The sequence below is a fragment of the Aquiflexum lacus genome, assembly GCF_015476655.1.
Taxonomy (GTDB): Bacteria; Bacteroidota; Bacteroidia; order Cytophagales; family Cyclobacteriaceae; genus Aquiflexum; species Aquiflexum lacus.
In genome coordinates, this window is the sequence record NZ_JABFHF010000006.1 from 106,800 (window position 1) to 127,303 (window position 20,504).

At 39.4% G+C, this 20,504-nt stretch carries 13 protein-coding genes and 1 pseudogene; 9 read left to right on the forward strand and 5 right to left on the reverse strand.

Translation table 11 applies throughout. The features are described from left to right. Positions 1-57: 57 nt before the first annotated feature. The 5 genes from HMJ38_RS07780 to HMJ38_RS07800 all read right to left on the reverse strand — a co-directional run bounded on the left by HMJ38_RS07780 (position 58) and on the right by HMJ38_RS07800 (position 5,220). Positions 58-780 carry an ABC transporter ATP-binding protein gene (locus tag HMJ38_RS07780; protein WP_228779943.1) on the reverse strand — a complete coding sequence of 241 codons (723 nt, stop codon included), beginning with the start codon at positions 778-780 and terminating at the stop codon, positions 58-60. Positions 781-857: 77 nt separating this feature from the next. Continuing rightward, on the reverse strand, positions 858-3,629 hold the full coding sequence (locus HMJ38_RS07785) for a tetratricopeptide repeat protein (RefSeq protein ID WP_228779944.1): 2,772 nt from the start codon (positions 3,627-3,629) through the stop codon (positions 858-860). A 38-nt stretch (positions 3,630-3,667) separates the two neighbouring features. Further along, on the reverse strand, positions 3,668-3,955 hold the full coding sequence (gene gatC / locus HMJ38_RS07790; RefSeq protein ID WP_194973811.1) for an Asp-tRNA(Asn)/Glu-tRNA(Gln) amidotransferase subunit GatC: 288 nt from the start codon (positions 3,953-3,955) through the stop codon (positions 3,668-3,670). Between the two features lie 126 nt (positions 3,956-4,081). Further along, a complete protein-coding gene (locus tag HMJ38_RS07795) occupies positions 4,082-4,843 on the reverse strand; it encodes a lysophospholipid acyltransferase family protein (RefSeq protein WP_194973812.1) in 762 nt (253 codons plus the stop codon). A 2-nt stretch (positions 4,844-4,845) separates the two neighbouring features. Continuing rightward, on the reverse strand, positions 4,846-5,220 hold the full coding sequence (locus HMJ38_RS07800) for a globin domain-containing protein (RefSeq protein ID WP_194973813.1): 375 nt from the start codon (positions 5,218-5,220) through the stop codon (positions 4,846-4,848). Between the two features lie 629 nt (positions 5,221-5,849). Between HMJ38_RS07800 and HMJ38_RS07805 the strand changes: the two genes are divergently transcribed. From HMJ38_RS07805 to HMJ38_RS07845, 9 genes and pseudogenes are all read left to right on the forward strand, one after another. Next, positions 5,850-6,452, forward strand: coding sequence for an RNA polymerase sigma factor (locus HMJ38_RS07805; RefSeq protein ID WP_228779945.1), 603 nt, complete (start codon positions 5,850-5,852; stop codon positions 6,450-6,452). A 113-nt stretch (positions 6,453-6,565) separates the two neighbouring features. After that, complete coding sequence (locus tag HMJ38_RS07810; protein ID WP_194973814.1) at positions 6,566-7,177, forward strand: Uma2 family endonuclease; 612 nt, start codon at positions 6,566-6,568, stop codon at positions 7,175-7,177. A 391-nt stretch (positions 7,178-7,568) separates the two neighbouring features. Continuing rightward, a complete protein-coding gene (locus HMJ38_RS07815; RefSeq protein WP_194973815.1) occupies positions 7,569-8,660 on the forward strand; it encodes a FecR family protein in 1,092 nt (363 codons plus the stop codon). 183 nt (positions 8,661-8,843) lie between these two features. Beyond that, the gene (locus tag HMJ38_RS07820) at positions 8,844-12,215 is read left to right on the forward strand and encodes a SusC/RagA family TonB-linked outer membrane protein (protein WP_194973816.1); all 3,372 of its coding nucleotides are present in this window, start codon (positions 8,844-8,846) and stop codon (positions 12,213-12,215) included. A 4-nt stretch (positions 12,216-12,219) separates the two neighbouring features. After that, positions 12,220-13,782, forward strand: coding sequence for a RagB/SusD family nutrient uptake outer membrane protein (locus tag HMJ38_RS07825; protein ID WP_194973817.1), 1,563 nt, complete (start codon positions 12,220-12,222; stop codon positions 13,780-13,782). A gap of 458 nt (positions 13,783-14,240) precedes the next feature. Then, positions 14,241-15,605: a sulfatase family protein gene (locus HMJ38_RS07830; RefSeq protein WP_194973818.1), complete on the forward strand. Its 1,365-nt coding sequence runs from the start codon at positions 14,241-14,243 to the stop codon at positions 15,603-15,605. Between the two features lie 69 nt (positions 15,606-15,674). Continuing rightward, positions 15,675-16,506, forward strand: a pseudogene (locus tag HMJ38_RS07835) (alpha/beta hydrolase). A 195-nt stretch (positions 16,507-16,701) separates the two neighbouring features. Beyond that, positions 16,702-18,255, forward strand: a complete 1,554-nt coding sequence (locus HMJ38_RS07840; protein WP_194973819.1) for a sulfatase family protein — start codon at positions 16,702-16,704, stop codon at positions 18,253-18,255. Between the two features lie 539 nt (positions 18,256-18,794). Further along, positions 18,795-20,336, forward strand: a complete 1,542-nt coding sequence (locus tag HMJ38_RS07845; protein WP_194973820.1) for a sulfatase family protein — start codon at positions 18,795-18,797, stop codon at positions 20,334-20,336. Positions 20,337-20,504: the final 168 nt, after the last annotated feature.

The following is a 20,504-nucleotide window of genomic DNA, read 5'->3' on the forward strand; positions in this document are numbered from 1 at the left end:
TAATTGCAGCAATGTTTCAACAAAAATAGTAATCTATTTGCAAAAAAATAATGATTTCTACTTCGCCAGCAACATGGACTCACCTCGAGTAGGATTGGGGTTGAGTGTATCTGTTTCCACAAGACCATCCCTTAGCCTCACAATCCTATGTGCATAATGTGCTATGTCATCTTCATGGGTGACCATGATAATGGTGTTGCCTTTTTGATGTAATTCATGGAATAGTTCCATTATACTGTATGAGGTCTTGGAATCAAGATTTCCGGTCGGTTCATCAGCCAAGATGATACTTGGATTATTGACCAATGCCCTAGCGATTGCTACCCTTTGTCTTTGACCACCTGAAAGTTCATTGGGTCTATGATGTACCCTGTCTGCCAATCCTACATTGCTCAATGCCTGAAATGCTTGTTCTTCACGGTCTGATTTTTTAAAGCCGGCGTAGATTAAGGGTAAAGCCACATTGTCAAGGCAAGTTGCTCTAGGTAACAAATTGAATGTCTGGAAAACAAATCCGATCTCTTTGTTTCTGATTTCAGCCAATTCATTTTCAGACATGTCACTCACATCTTTGCCATTTAATACATAGCTACCAGAAGTAGGGGAGTCCAAGCAGCCGATAATGTTCATCAAGGTGGACTTACCTGAACCTGAAGGCCCCATAAAGGCTACGTATTCCCCCTTGTTGACATTGATGGATATAGATTTTAATGCTTGGACGATCTCTGCACCCATTTGGTATTTTTTGCTGATTTCTGTGGTTTCTATGATCTTAGTCATCGGTAAATGTTTTAAATGACAATTTAACTTAAATGTTTGTTTCAAAAAACTTCTAGGTCACTTTACGCATCATCTTTTTAGAAGTTGTCCATTTGAAGCTTTTCAATTTGTTCTGCACTTAGCCATCCACGCATTTCTGCCATGGCTGTACTTCCATAGCTATCCAACCCAATTTTACGACTTTGTTTTACATATTGAATCCATAGAAATGGATCTTTATTGAACTGTATGGCCTCTTGTAAAAGCTCGTATTTGCTTAGTTCATCGGTTTCTTTTTGGACTTTTTTCCAAATCAAAGGAGTCCAATAAGCATTTCTGTCCAGGCCTTCCTCAAGTTGGAAAAGTTGCACCACTTTTTCAGAAGGTAGATTTTCAGTATCTGAATGAATAAAATTATACCAAGAGTCAAGATCTTCATTTTTGAGGACGGAATTGGCTCCGCTTGTAAGGATCTTTTTCACCTTCTCAAATTCAGGTTTTTTTAGCCAATGGAGTTTATGAACCATAATATGATAAGCAAACTCTTCTTTGAATATGTTTTGGTCCAATGAGTCGAGGTCCGCCAGAAAATCCTCAGGTAATGATTGATGAAGACGGCTTATTTTTTCAAAAAAATCTGAGGCATCATTTTTTTCCAAAAGACCATTTTCTTCAAATATCATCCAAGATGGAAATGAAACTTCATATTTGTTTTCTATTGCTTTGGCCTCATTAACTTTATTTCCGAAAAATAAAATTGCCAAATGAAAAGGCTTATAATTTTCAAAGCCATTCTCTGCAGCCACCAAAATATCTATTGCAGCTTTTTCAAAATCAAGTTGGCCGGCGAGTATTTTAGCTGCCATTTCATGGTAATAAGCCCCATAGTTGGGATGGACCATCGCAGTTCCATTGATATACTTCAGCGTCTCATTGATGTATGAGGGTTGTAGTGTCCTGAGTATTCTGGTTTCACGAAAGATTCTTTCTTCGAATCCAGGTTGTTGCCGAGAAACCAAACTATCCATTAAATTCAAGTCCGCTTCCAATGAAGTTTCAATTTTGTTGCTCCATTGATTCCGAAATAGAGCTGTCTTTAATGAAAATTCGTCCGGTATTTGATCTGTATCCAAAATGAAATTTGCAAAATCCCCTTTTTTATTTGCTCCGGCCAAATAGTTGATTTTGAAGATCCGATCATCGAGGATTTCACTGGGTCCGTCCGTTTTGATGCTATGTTTAATCTGCAGCCCTAACTTATTGGCTTGAGCTACCTTGTTTTCTTTGGGTATTTCTTCCAATTTGGAAATGGCATCAATGGGTCTGTTGATTTTGGAATAAAGTAAAGCGAGGTTGTTGATGAGGTAAGGATTCCCCGGATAGTATTCCAATCCTTTTTCCAGGTAGAAAAGTGCATCGAAGATTTTTTCCTGTTGGTGCGCTTTAGCGCTGAGTAATAAAATACTAGGGATATTGGGGGCATAGTTGAAACTTTCCAAAAGATGATCCATGCCCTGTTGGGATTGTCTCAGGATGAACCGGATATGTGCTGCCGCATTTTTGGCCTTATCATTTCTCCTGTATTGCAACCATGAGTTTTCATATAATATGGCTGCTTCCAACGGTCTGTCTGTTTGGCCGTAATAATCCGCATTGATATTGGTGCTGGTGCTGGCCAATTGGCTTCCAATAATTCCATCTGCATAAACAGTCAAAATGACCAAACCCATGATGGAACCTATGCGCATGTGGAAATAGGCAAAATATTGGGGTTTGAATAAGATCCTTTCAACATCTTTTCCGCTGTTTAATATTTGGGAAAAATTAGCCATCAGGTAAATGAAGAACAGGAGTGAAAGGGAAAGTTGACTGTATAGGAAAATATGGTTAAGAAACTCATAGAGTGGTTCATTTTCAATAAAAATAGCCCTGCCCCAAGTCCAAACGGTGATTGCAAAACCTGTCCAGTAAAATGCTTCACCAATTATGGGTGCATCAAATGCCTGATCTGTTTGCGCAATTTTCAGCCTTACGATGAATATTCCGATCAATCCACAAATCAGCATCAGTAATACAGGTGGAAGGGTTGGGAAGGGCAGATTCACCTCTCCCATGATGTCCAATAATGTGAAGAGGATTAAAAGAAAGTAGATGATGAAGATCAAAATCAAGTGAAATGAAATCTTCAGCCCGGTCCCTTTATTGAGTTTGATCAAGAATAAAGATGAGCCGGAAATCATCACATGACCAATATGCAGTAAAAACAAAGTGGAAATGATTGCAGCAGGAAAAGCAGCATTTTCAGATAGCCAAATCCAAGGGGAGGAAATACCTGAGAAAGTACCTAGAATATACAGGGTGGTTGTTCCTGAAATGAAAATCACCAAAAATCTGGGTAGGGTTGCCCAATGACCTGCAAAGAAGGAAATCAAAACCATTGGTAATAAAACGCCAAACAAGATGGAAATCAATGCATAATTGCTGGAAATTCCTCCAATGTTCAAACCGTTGATACCACTAAAGGCCAATAAAAAAATCACCAAAGCTGTTGCTCCGATAAAATACATTTTTTTCAACGTACTTATGAGACTCAGCCCAATATTGAAAAGTAGCCAAATCACCGCTCCGTATAGCAGTGTGACATTGGGAAAATAAGTAGGCGGTAATGATTCAAAGGTCTGGAACAACAAAAAATTCTCCATTTCGATGGGAATCAGTTCAGTCGCCAACTGAACAAAACTGATGGGTACGGCAATAGATTCTGAAAAAATACCCGGAAGAATTGGCATGATTGCTCTTTCCCAAAGGAAGAAACTGAATAACACGTAAAGCCCTCCAATCAATAAAACCAGGATAGGAAGGCCTTTCAAAAATAAATTTTGGAATACAATTGACTTTTTTGAAGCCATTATTCCAAAACCTTTGGAACCCTGAAATAATCCGAATCCTTTTGAGGGGCATTTTGAAGACCTCGCTCCCGTGATAGGTGCTCACCGACCACATCTTCTCTCAATACATTTACTTCGGAAGACATGGTGGTGATTGGGTTAACGCCTTCAGTGTCCACTTCATTCAGCTGCTCGACCCAATCCAATATTTGGGTCATGTCCTGCTTCATTTTTTCCGCACCTTCTTCATTGAATTCCAACCTTGCAAGGTGGGCCATTTTTTTTACGGTATTTAAATCTATTTTCATGTGTTTATTGTTGTTCTTAAGTGGTCACATCTGACTGACTTCAGGCAGGTGGAATCTCGCATATTGGAAAATAATTTCAGTTTTTGAGGTTTTTCCCATGCCTTTCTGCATCAGGCAGGCTTTATTTCATAAAGTTTTGATATTCAAATTTTTGAGAGCTTTTTTATTGTCTTCCCACAATTGGTTTTGGATTATGGTGTAACACCTCTCTTTGAGTTGAGAGATATCCTTGGTATTCATTCCATCAGTTTCCAAAGGGGAATGTATTACAATTTTGGCTTTGATAAAATTCATCAATAGCCTATCAGCATCAGGCAAAATTAAATGATTAAATGATAATGTGACAGGAATGATGGGTATTTGTTTGTCTATGGCCAAGCTAAAAGCACCATCTTTGAATTTTGACATGATAGGTGGATTCACTGCGCAGATTCCACCTTCGGGAAAAATCACAATACTGCTGCCATTTTCTATGGCATTTTTAGACCTCAGTAAAACCTCTCCACGGCTTTTGATACTTTCCCGTTTGACAGCGATGTGCAAATTGTTGAAATAGTAACCAAAGAGGGGGACTTTGGTAATGGAACTTTTTCCGATGTAAATGACATCTCCCGGAATAAATCCCATCATGGCGATATCTATATAAGAGAAGTGGTTTGATACAAAAATGTAGGGCTGACCTTTTTTGATATGTTCTTTGCCTTCAATTTTTACCGGAAGGAATATCAGCATGAAAAACAAGTTGGCCCAGAACTGATTGATTTTTCTGCCGTACTTTTGCCAACCCGGAACCCAAATACACAACAAAAATAAGGGGAAAAACAAAAGGAAACTGATGCAGAACATCAGGAAAGCATAAGCAGTATAGATTTTTCTGATTACAAGCATTGTTATTGATTGACCATGTGATTAGCAGCTTTCACAAAATAGGATATTATTCCCTCTTTAATGTTGTTGTCCATTTCAACTCTATCGATAGCCTTTATCATACAATTGAGCCAAGTATTCCTCATTTGAGTATCGATGGGCCATTGGAAATGTCTTTTCCTCAACATGGGATGGCCTCGTTTTTCCATGTAGGTCTGTGGCCCTCCAAAGACCTGAATCAAAAACAAAAATAACCTTTCTTCTGCCGGTGCCAAATCCTCAGGGTAAAGCTTTCTCAATTCCGGTGATTCGGTGACATGTTGATAAAAGTGATGGACAAGGGTTTTAATCTTTTCCTCTCCGAGGCTTTCGTATATGGTTTGGCTTGAATTGGACATTAAAGAAGATTGGCTGAATTAAGAGGCAAAAGTAATTATTTCTTTAAGACATGTTTGGTTTTTGTATGGTTACTGATAAAGCTAAAATTATGGGAGGGCAGTCTAATTTTTTTTTCTGGGTTTAACTCTTTCTGAATTTTTAGATGTTTCCGGCCCTATCAACAATTGTTGGATTTATTCTTTTGCTCGTAAAAAAAGATTCCGGCACTGATGATGCCACAGATAGCTATCATATAAACAAGCGGAACTATTTTGTTAATGACTAGGTAAGCTGTCAAAGAAAGGCTAAAAACGAGTCCAATGAGATAGGCTTATCTGTTATTAGGAACGGTGCTTTTAATGTAACCTTCCATAAGTTCAACCTCCCTGTACGCTTGACAGGCCTTTCAGGGTTGTAGATACCTGCCATCCTTTAAAATCTGCTGTTTGTCGGGATGAAACTGAAGGATTTAGAATTAGAGGGGTTGGCGGTGAAGGGTGGGAGATGCGTTATGTAAAATATGCTTGGAAAAGTGTTTCTAATTTATAAGTCCCCCTATCATTTACTGAATGAATCAAAACCAGCAAATTGTCTTTGTTATAATTGTTCTATATATTGTTTGCTGATTCAATATAACCCAAAATAGATTTTGAAACCACAACCCGCCATCATCACCTCGCAGCAGGGGCCGGATGATTTCTGGATGATGTTGCAGTCCGGTGATAGAACCGGATTGGAGGGGTTGTACAAATTATATTCCCATGAGCTTTTTAGATTTGGATTGTCCATGGTGGCTGATGAGGATTTTGTGCAGGATTGTATTCAGGAAGTTTTTATAGATTTATGGAAATACCATAAGACGCTGCAGCAGGCCAATAATGTGAAAGTTTATCTTTTTAAATCCCTTTCCAGAAAAATCAGCAAAGCGAGCAGTAAGGAAAAAAAATGGAGAAAAGAGGAGATCAGAGAAAACAACACGCCCGGTTACTTCATTGAATCCATTGAATCCAACATCATCAACCATCAAAAAGACGAGGACCTGGAGCGAAAAATTGCCAAAGCCTTACAGCATCTTCCTGCCAGACAGAAAGAGGTTATCCTATATCTCTTTTTTGAGGATTTTTCTTATGAGGAAGTGTCAAAAATGATGGGCATTAATTTAAGGTCGGTGTATACCTTGGCTTGGAAAGCTATTTCCAATTTAAAAAAATCCGTAATTTCTATTTTTGTGATGGTAGTTTGTTTTTTTTGATCCGTGAATCACCTAATCTGTTGACTTTTATTTAATATTTCGTTTGTAAAATATTGACCCTTAGCACCGATCCCATTTTCGGTATTTTAAATCAATTCCATTATCTTAGTTCTATGGAACGGGAAGAAAGCAGAAGTGAAGTTAAAGAGCCCTTTACCGGGTATGGAAGGTACACTTACGCCGATTATCTGAGTTGGCAGATGGATGAAATGGTGGAGCTGATCAGGGGCAAAGTATTCCGGCAGGCCGCTGCCGCACCGAGAAGGATCCACCAGAAAATATCAGGAAAAATTTTTAATAGATTGTTTAATTTTCTGGAAGATCATCCCTGCGAGGTTTATGAAGCTCCCTTTGATGTACGATTGCCTGTAAAATCCAAAAGGAACGAAGACATAGACACCGTGGTCCAACCTGATATTTGTGTGATTTGTGATAAAAGCAAACTGGATGAGTTGGGATGTGTCGGTGCGCCGGATTTGATCATTGAAATTCTTTCGCCGGGCAGCAACAAAAAGGAACTTAAATATAAATATGAGGTCTATGAAGAAAGCGGCGTTGGGGAGTATTGGATCATCCATCCCGACGAACAGACTGTCATGACCTATACATTGGTAAAAGGGAAATACGTTCCGTCCAGACTTTTTACATCGGGAGATATTCTGGATTCTAAGACTATTGCAGGATTCCAACTTGATCTGGAGTATGTTTTCAGGGATCTGGACTAAAGTGATCTACAAAACCAAAAATATTTTTATTTGAACCACAAAAGTGACAAAAGGATACAAAAGTTTCCAGATATCAACTTTTGGTGATATAGCCTTTTGTTCCCTGTAATTTCTTTTTTGGTCCCATTATTTTTTTTGTTAAAACAATAAAGCCCGCCAACCTCCAGAGATCCTTCGTGCCTCAGAATGACGGCTGCCAAGAGGGTAACCTGAAGTCATTACCTATTCTGAACATTTTCAAAATGTTTTAAACTTGGAACGAAAAGAACATCCTATAAGTGTCGATCAAAACCCAGGTAAAAACCACTAATTAAAAAAAATATAAATTTTTTTCCTTTATAAGGATAACTTTTTTGCCTTGCTGTCTCCTTTAAAATGTAAACCTTTTATTATGTGCAAATCCGAATATAGCATTGAAGATTTTGTTTTGGACCCTGAATTCAAAAAATGGGTACTGAATCCAGATGCGGAGACAAAAATTTATTGGGAGGAGTATCTCAAAAGAAATCCTTCTAAAAATCAGGATATTGTTTTGGCCAGAAAAATACTTTTGAACCTCTCCAGGAGTACAGGTCGTGTAGATGAAAACAGGGTCAAGGCCGCATGGTCAAATATCGAAAAGTCGCTGGATGTAATAAAACCTGATGAATTTGAAGGTAAGATTATACCCTTGGATTCCCAAAGCAGCCTTAAAAAGTATCCTGTTTACATCCATTCCATTTCCAGACACAATCAATTATACAGGATGGTGGCCATCCTTGCCGTGGCCTTTATGTTGGCTTTTTCTCTCCATTATGTGACTGAACCTAAAGTTACTTTGATTACTGAAATTCCGATTGAATACCAAGAACATATTGCCGCACCTGGAGTGAAATCCAATCTTACCCTAAGGGACGGCTCCAAAGTGATTCTCAATTCAGGAAGTTCCCTGCGCTATGTCAAAAATTTCGAATCGCATCAAAGGGAAATAGAGTTGATAGGCGAGGCATTTTTTGAGGTAATTAAAGATCCTAATCGACCATTTATTGTGAGGACGGGTCAGGTTTCCACGCAGGTTTTGGGCACTTCTTTCAATGTCAAAGCATTTGAGAATGAAGTGTTGGAGGTATCCTTATTGACCGGTTTGGTGGAGGTCAGTGTGGACATGGAAGATCCTCGAAGTATCAGTTTGGTCCCTGGGGAAGCCATAAGATTTAAGTCGGAAAGTCAAAAAGTCGAAAAAGGTGAATTCGATAAAGAAAAGGTGCTGGCATGGACCCAAAAGACCATCGTGTTTGAACAGACCCAGATGGCTGAAATCAAAAGGGTTTTGGAAAATTGGTATGGAGTGGAAATCCAATTCCTGAACAGGCCTGCCAAAGACCTTGAAATATCAGCGAGGTTCAATGATCAGAGCCTTAAGGATGTCTTGGAGGGATTGAGTTATTCGGCAAGATTTGATTATGAAATAAAAAATAATAAAGTAGTCCTGAAATTCAAATAAAAAAAAACTGCCTATGGTGACAAAATAAAAAGACCGTAAATGATAACTCATCTATGGTAAATTAAGGAACCGGAAAAGGGACTGCCATCCCTAATCCGGCAAAAGTTCATTTAACCAATTAGCATTAGCCTAAATAAACGATGTAAAAATATGAAAAAATGCGTACTAAACCATGTAATCTACATGACTAAACTATTTGCCATTGCTTTCTTTCTCCAAAGTCTTTCCATGAGTATCCTCATTGCAGGAGATGGAAATGCTCAGGTAAAAAGCATTGAGGATGTCAAAGTGATCCTTGCTCTGGATAAAGTAAAAATAGAAAGGGTTTTCTCAGAATTGGAAAGACAGACAGATTTCAATTTTGTATTTTCCAAAAGAGAGCTCAAGGATGTGCCATTTGTTGATATTTATAGTAAGGGTGAAAGCCTTTACGAAACGCTGATGGCCCTTGCCACACAGACCAACCTGAGCTTTAAGCAGGTCAATGAAAACATACATGTAAAGTCTCAGTCAGTCCAAACCAGTAAGGTTACCATTCGTGTAGTTCCTGAAGTGACTGTCAGTGGAAAAGTAACTGATGAAAAGGGAGAAGGTCTTCCCGGAGCTACTGTTTCCGTAGCGGGAACCACCACTGGGACTGTGACGGATCTGGATGGAAATTATACGCTTACGGTACCTGAAAATGCGGTCCTTGTTTTTTCATTTATTGGCTACGAGATCCAAAGGATTTCTTTGGATAACAGATCTGTTATCAATGTTAGCATGGCGCTTGATGCGACATCTTTAGAAGAAGTGGTCGTAGTTGGCTTTGGTTCCCAGCAAAAGATAAATTTAACAGGAGCCATCTCCACGGTAAAATTTGATGATGAGTTAATGAACCGTCCTATAACCAATGCTTCCCAAGCACTAGGGGGAACAGCATCTGGGGTTTGGGTAAGTCAGAATTCCGGTAAACCAGGAAGTGATGGAGCCCAAATTAGGGTTAGAGGTTGGGGTACTTTAAACAATTCCAATCCTCTGATCATAGTGGATGGGGTAGAAGGGTCTTTTGACCAAATAAACCCAAATGACATAGAGAGCATATCGGTATTAAAAGATGCTGCAAGTTCAGCAATTTTTGGCTCTAAAGCCGCAAATGGCGTTGTTTTGATTACCACTAAAATGGGTAAAAAAGATGAAAAAATGCAGGTAAATTTAAATTCCTATATGGGTGTTCAATCCTTGGGAAGAAGATTTGATGTGATCAACAACAGTGCCGAACAAATGGAACTAAGCAACTTGGCATTGGTCAATCAAGGTTCGAGTCCTGTATACCCGGACGAATTAATAACGGCGTTTAGAAATGGTAATGATCCTTATAAATATCCCAATACAGATTGGTTTAGTGAACTTTTCAATACCGCACCAATTCAGGAGCATAACCTTTCAATTAGGGGAGGTTCCACTAATACTTCCTCTTTCATGTCGTTTAATTATTTAAACCAAGATGGGACAATTCCCAATACAGGTTCTACCAGGTACGGATTGAGAGCAAATGTTGAATCGAATGTTAATAATTGGTTTAAGGTAAGCAGTAGAATTAACTATTTAAGGAGGGATTCAAATGAGCCTTATGCAGATGTAACTTATGGTTCTTTAGGAAGAGTTTTCGAGATGTTAACTGGAGCGACACCTTATATAGCTCCTTTCACGCGCGATGGTAGATTTGGATCGGTTCAAGCGATTAACGAACAGGGTAATCTTCTTTATGATAATCGAAATCCTTTAATTGATGCTGCAAATGGATTGACTAAAACTGAAGAGAATATATTGAACTTAAATGTTGCAGCGGAAATAAAATTTAGCGATAAATTTTTTTCAAGGACCACATTTGCCTCTAATGGGAGTTGGATGCTTACTGACAGATTTAATACCAGTGTTTTTGGATATACCGATTCTGGACAGGAAACCATTACTAGAAATTATAATAGAGAGGGTCTCGAAATAAGCCGGGCCCAGGTTTCTAGAATGAGTAACATTTTATTCTCAACCTTAAATTACAACGAAAATTTTGGAGGGATTCATGATGTTGGGGCAATTGCAGGCATTCAACTTGAAACGAATAAATTTCAAAATGTTTTCGCGCGAAGGACCATGCCTCCAAAGGAAGGTTTATCCCAGGTGGATGCGGGAACATCGGGAATACAGGGCGAAGGTAATATGCGAGGGCTAAGAATATTTTCTTACTTTGGGCGAATTAACTATGCATTAAGTGGGAAATATTTATTTGAGGCAAATATAAGGGCAGATGCATCGTCACGTTTTAAGACGGGAAATAGATGGGGTGTTTTTCCTGGATTTTCCGCAGGATGGAGAATTTCGGATGAGGCATTTATGCAAAGATTTAATTCCATTTCCAATTTAAAGACACGTGTTTCATGGGGTCAGTTGGGCAATCAAAATATTGTCGATTTCTGGCCTTATTTAACAGTGATAAATCAGAATAACAACCTAAGTTATAATTATAATGGAAATTTTGCTCCCGGTGCAGCTGTAACAGCCCTAATTGATGAAAATATTACATGGGAAACTACTTCAACGTTAGATGTAGGTGTAGAACTTGGTTTATTTGATGATAAGATTACTTTGGAAGCAGGTTATTTTGCAAAAACGACTGATAATATAATCGTTCAATTACCTATTCCTTTGGTTTTGGGTGGACTAACTGCCCCTAATGAAAATGTTGGGCAAATGATTAATAATGGTTTTGAATTTATGATCAATTATAATAATCTCAAACTAGGCAGGGATGATTTCGGTTATAATGCAGGTTTAAACTTCACTTACATCGAAAACATGGTTACTAAGTTCAGAGGAGGAAATTCCCCTGATCAACTTTTTTTAATAAGAGAAGGTTATTCCTATCGGGCTTTATATGGCTTTAAAGCAATAGGTATTTACCAAACTGACGAAGAAGCCCTGGAGCATATGCATTCCAATCCATTAAAACCGAAAGCTGGGAATTTAAAGTTTGAGGACTTAAATAATGATGGAAGGATTACTTTTGAAGACAGGCAGGAATTAGGTAATAGTATACCTAAATTCACCTTTGGAATTTCCCAAAACCTTAAATATAAGGGTTTTGACCTAAATTTTTTATTTCAAGGAATTCTCGGTGTTAATATGTATACCCAAAATGACTTTACCAATTTAAGATGGGAAAATCGGGTTATTTCAACCAGATGGCGGGATGGATGGACTCCTGAAAATCCTAATACTAACATACCAAGTGTTAAGTTTGACGATGTATGGGATAGGTCGGAATCTTCATTTTGGGTTCAGGAAGTTAATTTTATAAAACTTAAAAACCTTCAGTTAGGCTATTCCTTCCCAGTCGCGTTCACTTCCCGACTGGGCTTACAGAAATTATACGTATATGGTAATGCGCAAAACTTGTTTGTGATAGTCAGCAAAGATTATGAGGGTTATGACCCTGAAAGAAATACATTTAATTCAGGCAGGGATATTTATCCCACCCCTAGAATCATTTCATTTGGTGCTAACCTAAACTTCTAATATTATGAAAGCTAAGAATTTAATATTACATATAATTTTGGTGATATTTTTGTTACCTGCAAACAGTTGTGTAAATGATTTTTTGGAATTTTTTCCTGAGGATAGAATTACTTCGGCTAATTTTCCAGAAAGCGAATCGGATATCAATTTACTATTAAATGGCGTATATGGCCTATTACGGGAAAACGCAATTGCTACTGAGGGTCTTTTTGGATTTGGCCTTCTAGATGGGGCCACTCCAAATGCTTATAATTGGGGAAATTTCCCTTTGGCCCGGATAGCTAGTGGTCGGTTAAATACCAGTGATGGGATGATTGTCACATTTAGGTGGACCAGGTCATATGCAATTATCTCCAGAGCAAATTATTTATTAAGTGCTTTGGATGAGGTAGAATTGACTGAGAATGCAAAGAACATTTATAGGGCGGAAGCCTTATTTTTAAGAGGTCTCGCTTATTCCATTCTAGTGGAAAGTTATGGAGGGGTTCCAATTGTTGATCAGGGTATAACAACAGAGGAAGCTAGAAAACTAAAAAGAGCTTCTGCAGATGAGGTCTGGAGTCAAGTTATTTCTGACTATAATTTTGCCATAGATAATCTGGGTGTGGATGCCCCTCAAGTGGGAAGGGCTACCAAAGGTGCCGCATTGGGAATGAAAATGAGAGCTTATTTATATCAGAATAAATATGAGGAGGTTTTGAAAGTAATAGCAGAAATTGAAGGCTTGGGGAAATATTCTCTTTTCCCTAGCTATGAAGGATTATTCAGAGCGGAAAATGAAAACAACCAAGAAGTTCTTTTTGATATTCAATACATGATAGGTGAAAACTCACAAGGATCACTTCATGATCAATTTTGCGGAACGGGAACAGGCAGTTGGGTAAGAGGTAGCAGGTATGTGCCAACTGATGATTTGGTAAACGCCTATGAAATGATTGATGGTTCAGCTGTGGATCCCCAAAACCCCTATGAAGGAAGGGATCCCCGTCTCGAATTTACTGTGGTTGTTCCAGGTTCTTATTTTCTAGGCTATAGATTTCCCAATTATATTTATCCTGGAGGAGCCTTCAATCATCCTGGAAATAGAATTAGGCATTTGAGTACCCGCAAGTACCGTATAGAACCGGAAGCAGATCTACCTCCCTCTGGTCAATCTTATTTAAATAATATAATTCTTAGGTATGCAGATGTGATATTATCTAAGGCTGAGGCAATTATAGAAACCAATGGGGATCTGGGTGAAGCGATAGAATTAATTAATAGAATTAGAACTGAGCGGGACGATGTTAAAATCACACGATTACCGATGGGATTATCACAAGTAGAAGCGCGTCAAAAGCTACGCCATGAACGGCGGATTGAATTTGCAATGGAGGGGTTATATTGGGCGGATATTAAAAGATGGAGAATTGGGAAAGATATTTACCCACAGGAAATTAGAGATCATTTGGGTAATTTGATTGAGACCCGATTTCCAAATGGTTATTTGGAATTCTATAACCTATTGCCTATTCCGGATCGAGAAATTGCTTTAAATGAAAACCTTGAACAAAATCCGGGATGGTAAACATATGTATATCGGTTTGTGAGATAATTTGGTTTTAATTAAATAGGAGGTAATTATGAAGGATCACATCCAATTAAAACCCTTTTTCTTTCTATTTGTAGCCCTTTTCTGGAACAGTTATTTGCCATCATTCCTTAGTAAGAAAGTGTCCAGCATTATCATCAAAATAGCTGGTGGGCAGAAATATGGAAGTCGTGGATGTTATGATTGCCTCTGATTTCAAACCGCAATTTCGGATGGTCCGAAAGGGCATCTGCTTTACTGATTTTCATTTCAATGCCCCCGTGTGTTCACCTACACGGGTGGCTTAGCTTGCTGGCAATTAACAGTAAAGAGATGGTCTGAATTAGGTGATCCTCGTCAAGGAAAGGCTAGAGATGCGCGCTGTTACCTTATGAAGATGCTCAATTGGATATTCCAAAAGGAAAATAAATTAATAGTATTTAAAATAACACCTGATGAAAGATTATTACCTAAAAATTTTATTGTTTTTTACATATTTATTAATAACCTCGGAGGGGGTTGCCCAAACAGAGTCCCCCGTACAAAAACCAAATGTCCTACTCATTTTTACAGATGATCAGGGTTACCATGATGTGTCTTATTATGGGACAAAGGACATCCTGACACCACATATTGATGCAATTCGAAATGAAGGCATGAGAATGGATTATTTTTATGCAAATTCCCCTGTCTGTGCACCTTCGAGGGCTTCGTTGATGTCAGGCCGATATCCGGATCATGTTGGAGTACCGGGTCTGATAAGATCTACTCCTGATAACAGCTGGGGGTATTTGGATCCTCGCACCGTGCTAATGCCGGCCATGCTAAAAACTGCAGGATACCATACAGCACATATCGGAAAATGGAATCTGGGATTTGAAAGTCCCAATCTACCGAATGAACACGGCTTTGACCTTTTCCATGGCTGGCTAGAGGATATGATGGATGATTATTGGATCCATAGGAGACATGGGAGAAACTATATGCGACTCAATAAGGAAACAATTGATCCCGAAGGTCATGCTACAGATCTATTTTCCCAATGGTCAATAGATTATATCAAGGAAAGGGGAAAAAGTGACGATCCTTTTTTTCTTTATTTGGCCTACAACGCACCTCATTTTCCGGTTCAACCTCCTGAAGAGTGGCTGGTAAAAGTAAAAAACAGAGAGCCCAATATTAGTAATAAAAGAGCTGCCTTGGTAGCCTTTATAGAACATATGGATGATGGTATCGGCAAAGTGGTGAATGCACTGAAGGAAAGCGGTCAGTATGAAAATACACTCATTATCTTTACCGGTGACAATGGGGGATTTCTACGTGATTTAGCCAATAATGGCCCTTTAAGAGATGGCAAACAAAGCATGTACGAAGGTGGGTTAAGGGTTCCTACCGTCATTTCTTGGCCGGGAAAAATTAAGCCGGGAACCGTTTCTGAACAAGTGAACCTATCCATGGATATTTTCCCTACACTTGCTGAGGTGGCAGGAGTTGAGGTAGATCATGAGATAAATGGCAGAAGTTTTTTACCGACCCTAATGGGACAAACTATGGAGGAAATAGAAAGACCCCTGTATTTTGTAAGGAGGGAAGGAGGAACTTGGTATGGGGGTAAAGCTTATCATGCTCTTCGACTTGGTGATTGGAAATTGTTACAAAACAGCCCTTACCAGCCCATGGAACTTTATAATCTTAAGGAGGATCCCCGAGAGGAAAATAATATTATAGATCAAAATCAAAAAATTTATCAAAAACTAAACAATTTATTGATGTCCCATATCCAAGAAGGTGGGAAAACACCCTGGCAACGACCAGATTGACCAAATAAACCTCTAAAGTTTTATAAAACATAAATGAATCGTAACCTAATCTTATTTTTGTTCCTATTGATGATTGCTTATCCTGTCTATTCTCAGGAAAGCAAAGTATTTGACAATCTGGTCATGAACAGCAATATCCTGAAAATGGAGAGGAAATACGCCATTTATCTCCCTCCCGGATATGAAAGTTCTGAACGCTCCTACCCTGTGCTATACTTGCTGCATGGTGCGGGTGATGACCAAACGGGATGGGTGCAATTTGGTGAGGTGCAGCATATTACCGATCAGGCCATCAAAGAAGGGAAAGCCACTGTCATGATCATCGTCATGCCGGATGCCAATACTGGAAGACGAGGATATTTCAACGATGTCAACAATGAATGGCGGTATGAGGATTTCTTTTTTGAAGAACTGATGCCGGAAGTTGAAAAGAAATACAGGATCAAATCCGAAAAAAGGTATCGTGCGATAGCAGGACTATCTATGGGTGGTGGAGGCTCCTTTATCTACGCCATGCACAGACCAGACCTATTTTCTTCTTCCTGTCCCTTAAGCGCAGCGGTCAGAAGCAATACTTTTGAAGAATTCAAACAAGGTTTGGAAACCAAAAAAAATCACCGTCAAAAATCCAAATACGCTAACTGCATTTTATGACAGACATCAGGCCTTAAGACAAATCGAACTCAATGATCCTGAAGCCATGAAATCCGTCAAGTGGTATTTTGATTGTGGTGATGATGATTTCTTGTATGAAGGAAACAGTTTGGTACATATTGCCATGAAAAAGAAGGAAATTCCCCATGAATTCAGAATCCGGAACGGGGCCCATACTTGGACCTATTGGAGGGAATCCTTGCCTGAGGTATTGGGATTCATTTCAGAGACATTTCATCAGAAGTAGGGAGGTAATTTTAAAGTTTGGATAATGAAAATTTTGAACTATAAAAAACATGGAAGTACAGGAAGTACTTTGCCTTGTCACCTCGATGCCGATAGTAGTACAGGAGAGTTGGTTTATTTGGGTTATAGGCAAAGAACCGGATAACTATTAAGCCTAATATAACATAAATACAAAAAAATCTTAAACCTTAAAATAATGAAATACCATAAGCTAGGAATACGGTTCCTTCTGTTGTTGATGCTCTTGGGAACAGGCACCAATCTGTCTGCCCAAAATGCTGGGGTTCAGCAGGAAAATGCTTCTTTGGAACTGGAGAAAACCGATAGTGCAAAACCAATGAATGTTGTTTTTATTTTGACAGATGATCACCGGTTTGATGCTTTGGGATTTCTGAATGCCCAGACATTTTTTATAACACCCACCCTGGACAGGATGGCAAAAGAAGGGGCTTATCTTCCCAATGCTTTTGTCACTACCTCTCTTTGTTCTCCTTCCCGGGCCTCTATTTTGACAGGCCTTTATGCTCATAAGCATACCGTGGTAGATAATAATAACCCTGTGCCGGAGCAGTTGATTTTTTATTCCCAATACCTGCAAAAGGCCGGTTATCAGACCGCTATGGTGGGAAAATGGCACATGGGAGGCCATTACGATGATCCGCAGCGGGGATTTGACCACTGGGTTTCTTTTAAAGGTCAGGGTACTTACCTCCCCAGCAAAGATGGATTGAACGTAAATGGTAAAAGCGTACCTCAAAAAGGATATATCACAGATGAATTGACAACATATGCTTTGGATTGGCTCGAAAACAGGCAGGAGGATAAACCCTTTATGCTATACCTTTCCCATAAGGCGGTACATGCTGATTTCACTCCGGCCGAAAGGCATAAGGGTAAATTCCGCGACCATGATTTTAAATTGCCGCCTACCTTGATGCATGGCACGCATAAAGGAGCTCCGATGTGGGTGCAGAATCAGAGGAATTCATGGCATGGTGTAGAATTCCCTTATCACAGTGACCTGGATATCGGAGAATATTATAAAAAATATGGGGAAGCATTATTGGCTGTGGATGAATCTGTAGAGAAGGTGATAAATTACCTGGAAAAGGAAAATCTTTTGTCTTCTACCCTGATCATCTATATGGGAGACAATGGATTTGCCTTTGGCGAACATGGTCTGATAGATAAGAGAAACGCCTACGAGGCATCGATGAGAGTGCCTATGTTGGCATTATCTCCAGGTCTGATCAAACCGGGAACTGTAGTCAATGAGGTAGTGGCCAACATAGATATTGGGGCAACAATACTTGAGGCCGCAGGGTTGAAGGCTCCGGAATATATGGATGGCGAAAGTTTCTTTCCCCTGCTTCAGGGAGAAAAAGTGTCGTGGCGAACAGGCCTTCTTTATGAGTATTACTGGGAAAGAAATTTTCCGCATACGCCCACCCTTCATGCCCTCAGGGGTGACCGCTATAAATACATCCATTACCATGGAATTTGGGATACGGATGAATTGTATGATTTGGCCGAAGATCCTAATGAAGCGGTTAATCTGATCAGACATCCAGATTATCAGGATATTGTAAAGAAAATGAATGTGGAATTGTTCGAACAACTTTCGGCCACATCAGGGATGTATATCCCACTGTATCCGGATAGGGGTGGGAAACAAGACCTCAGAAATGAAAATGGATCACCTGCGGCGGATTTCCCCTCCCATTTAAAACGCTCGGAAATCAAGCAATAATAAATTGCTTCAGATTAAAGAGTTTTAAAAATCTAAGAGTCCTGAGTAATCCTTTAATTCCAAATGGTTTTTCTATGGGACTTGTTTTACACAATGATTCCAACTGTAGGGGATAGATGGTTTCCAGAAGGATGAAATCCAGTGAGAATTAACTCATACCAGATTAAGATGTGTCAAGGAAAACATATAAATTAAAATGGGATTATCGATAACAAAACCAGTCCGCCCTCCGGGCTGGTTTTTTTGGTATGCAGTCTTTTAAAAATTCAAGATCTAAGTCCCAATTAATGGATGTAGATTTTTCCTAACTTAGATCAGGATTTGCAAAAGCAGGGACCATAGTAATATTTGCAGGAGCCCCACAGGGCAAGAGAGAGACATTTATGGCAGACTTAAGTAATACAATATGATGGCTTTAAAAGAAAATTTCTGATTTAAGCAGTTGTACCTTAAAAACAAATCTCAATGGTTCAAATACCGAATCCGATCGTTTTATCTTTGCTAAATTGCATAAAATCCCCAAATCCGCAACCCAAATTATGTATAAAAATCCACTGCCCCCCAAAATCACCTTTTGTCTTTTTTATTTGATATTTCTCATTTCTTGTCAAGAAAGCAAAGAAGAAAACCAATTAAATGAATTACCAAACATCATTCTTCTAATGGGTGACGATCATGGTTGGGATGAAACTGGTTATAATGGGCACCCGTATTTGCATACCCCTGTATTGGATGAGATGGCGGCCCAAGGATTGAGGATGGATCGCTTCTACTCAGCCTCTCCGACATGCTCGCCCACCCGGGGAAGCATCATCACCGGGCGTCACCCCAATCGCTATGGTACTTTTTCTCCGGGATTTTCCATCCGTCCTGAGGAAATCAGTATTGCACAAATCATGAAAAAGGCAGGCTATACCACGGCCCATTTTGGCAAGTGGCATCTGGGACCCGTCAAGGCTGATTCACCCACCAATCCCAAGGCTATGGGTTTTGATGAATACCTCTCGCATGACAACTTTTTTGAAATGAACCCTCACCTTTCCCGAAATGGCAACAAAGAGGAACGCTATGAAGGTGAAAGTTCTGAAATCCTCATAACCGAAGCCATTCAATTTATAAAAACTTCGAGAGAAAAAGGAACGCCTTTCTTCGTCGTGATCTGGTATGGTTCCCCTCATGAGCCATATAGTGGTTTGCCCGAAGACTTGGCGCTTTATGACGATTTGCCCAAGGAATTTGGTGACAAAATGGTAAAACTGACTTCAAATGAAACAGGCTATCCAGTAGAAAGGCTGCAACGGGATGTATTGAAGGAGCGTTTTGCAGAAATCACGGCCATGGATAGATCTATTGGAACCTTACGGGATTATCTGCGCAATGAGAAGATACGGGACAATACCCTGCTTTGGTATTTTGGGGATAACGGTACACCAAAAGAAGGGAACGCTACTGTTCCATTTAAAGGTGAAAAAGGAGATGTTTATGAAGGGGGTATCAGGGTGCCGAGTGTGCTTGAATGGCCTGTTCGGATTCCCCAACCTATGTTTAGCGCTGTCAATGCTGTCAGCACCGACTTGCTTCCGACAGTATGTGCCATTGTAGGCCAATCCTTGCCTGACCGACCTTTGGACGGTATCAACTTATTGCCTCTTTTTGATGGTAAAATGGTTGAGCGGGAAGAACCCATCCGATTTTGGAATGGCAGACCGAGAAGGCAAGCAGCAGGATCCAAGCCCTTGGATTATATTAGTTCGGAATTACAGAAAGGAACGAGTCCCTTGGTCAAGTTGATGGAGGGAATAAATACAAGGGATTTCAAGAATTTTCATCACCCTGATATACAAGAGGAAGATTTTGGAGGACCCAGGGCTATTTTGGACAACCGTTATAAATTGGTGATCCATGGTGAAGCCAATTCAGGAGCGCTCAGGGAACTATATGATGTAAGGGAAGACCCTGCCGAGAAACACAACCTGATTGAAATAAAAGTGGAAATTGCAAATGAACTGGAAACCCGGCTTCGGACTTGGCAAGAATCGGTGCTGAGAAGTCTGATGGGAGAAGATTATCCAAAGAAATAAATGAAAATTCAATTTGTAAGTACTAAAAACGGTCAAATTGTGTTTTATGATACGTTTGTACCAAAGTGATTTAAATTGAATAAAAATCTCCATCACTCAAGTTCTATGATTTTTTCCCCATTAATAATTCCCATTCACTTTACTAAAATCACCAATTTCCTTTAATAA

Excerpts from the sequence above, each read along its gene's own strand:
- HMJ38_RS07780 (WP_228779943.1), bottom strand. The coding sequence starts at position 780 with ATGACTAAGATCATAGAAACCACAGAAATCAGCAAAAAATACCAAATG.
- gatC (WP_194973811.1), bottom strand. The coding sequence starts at position 3,955 with ATGAAAATAGATTTAAATACCGTAAAAAAAATGGCCCACCTTGCAAGG.
- HMJ38_RS07795 (WP_194973812.1), bottom strand. The coding sequence starts at position 4,843 with ATGCTTGTAATCAGAAAAATCTATACTGCTTATGCTTTCCTGATGTTC.
- HMJ38_RS07800 (WP_194973813.1), bottom strand. The coding sequence starts at position 5,220 with ATGTCCAATTCAAGCCAAACCATATACGAAAGCCTCGGAGAGGAAAAG.
- HMJ38_RS07810 (WP_194973814.1), top strand. The coding sequence starts at position 6,566 with ATGGAACGGGAAGAAAGCAGAAGTGAAGTTAAAGAGCCCTTTACCGGG.
- HMJ38_RS07815 (WP_194973815.1), top strand. The coding sequence starts at position 7,569 with ATGTGCAAATCCGAATATAGCATTGAAGATTTTGTTTTGGACCCTGAA.
- HMJ38_RS07820 (WP_194973816.1), top strand. The coding sequence starts at position 8,844 with ATGACTAAACTATTTGCCATTGCTTTCTTTCTCCAAAGTCTTTCCATG.
- HMJ38_RS07825 (WP_194973817.1), top strand. The coding sequence starts at position 12,220 with ATGAAAGCTAAGAATTTAATATTACATATAATTTTGGTGATATTTTTG.
- HMJ38_RS07830 (WP_194973818.1), top strand. The coding sequence starts at position 14,241 with ATGAAAGATTATTACCTAAAAATTTTATTGTTTTTTACATATTTATTA.
- HMJ38_RS07840 (WP_194973819.1), top strand. The coding sequence starts at position 16,702 with ATGAAATACCATAAGCTAGGAATACGGTTCCTTCTGTTGTTGATGCTC.
- HMJ38_RS07845 (WP_194973820.1), top strand. The coding sequence starts at position 18,795 with ATGTATAAAAATCCACTGCCCCCCAAAATCACCTTTTGTCTTTTTTAT.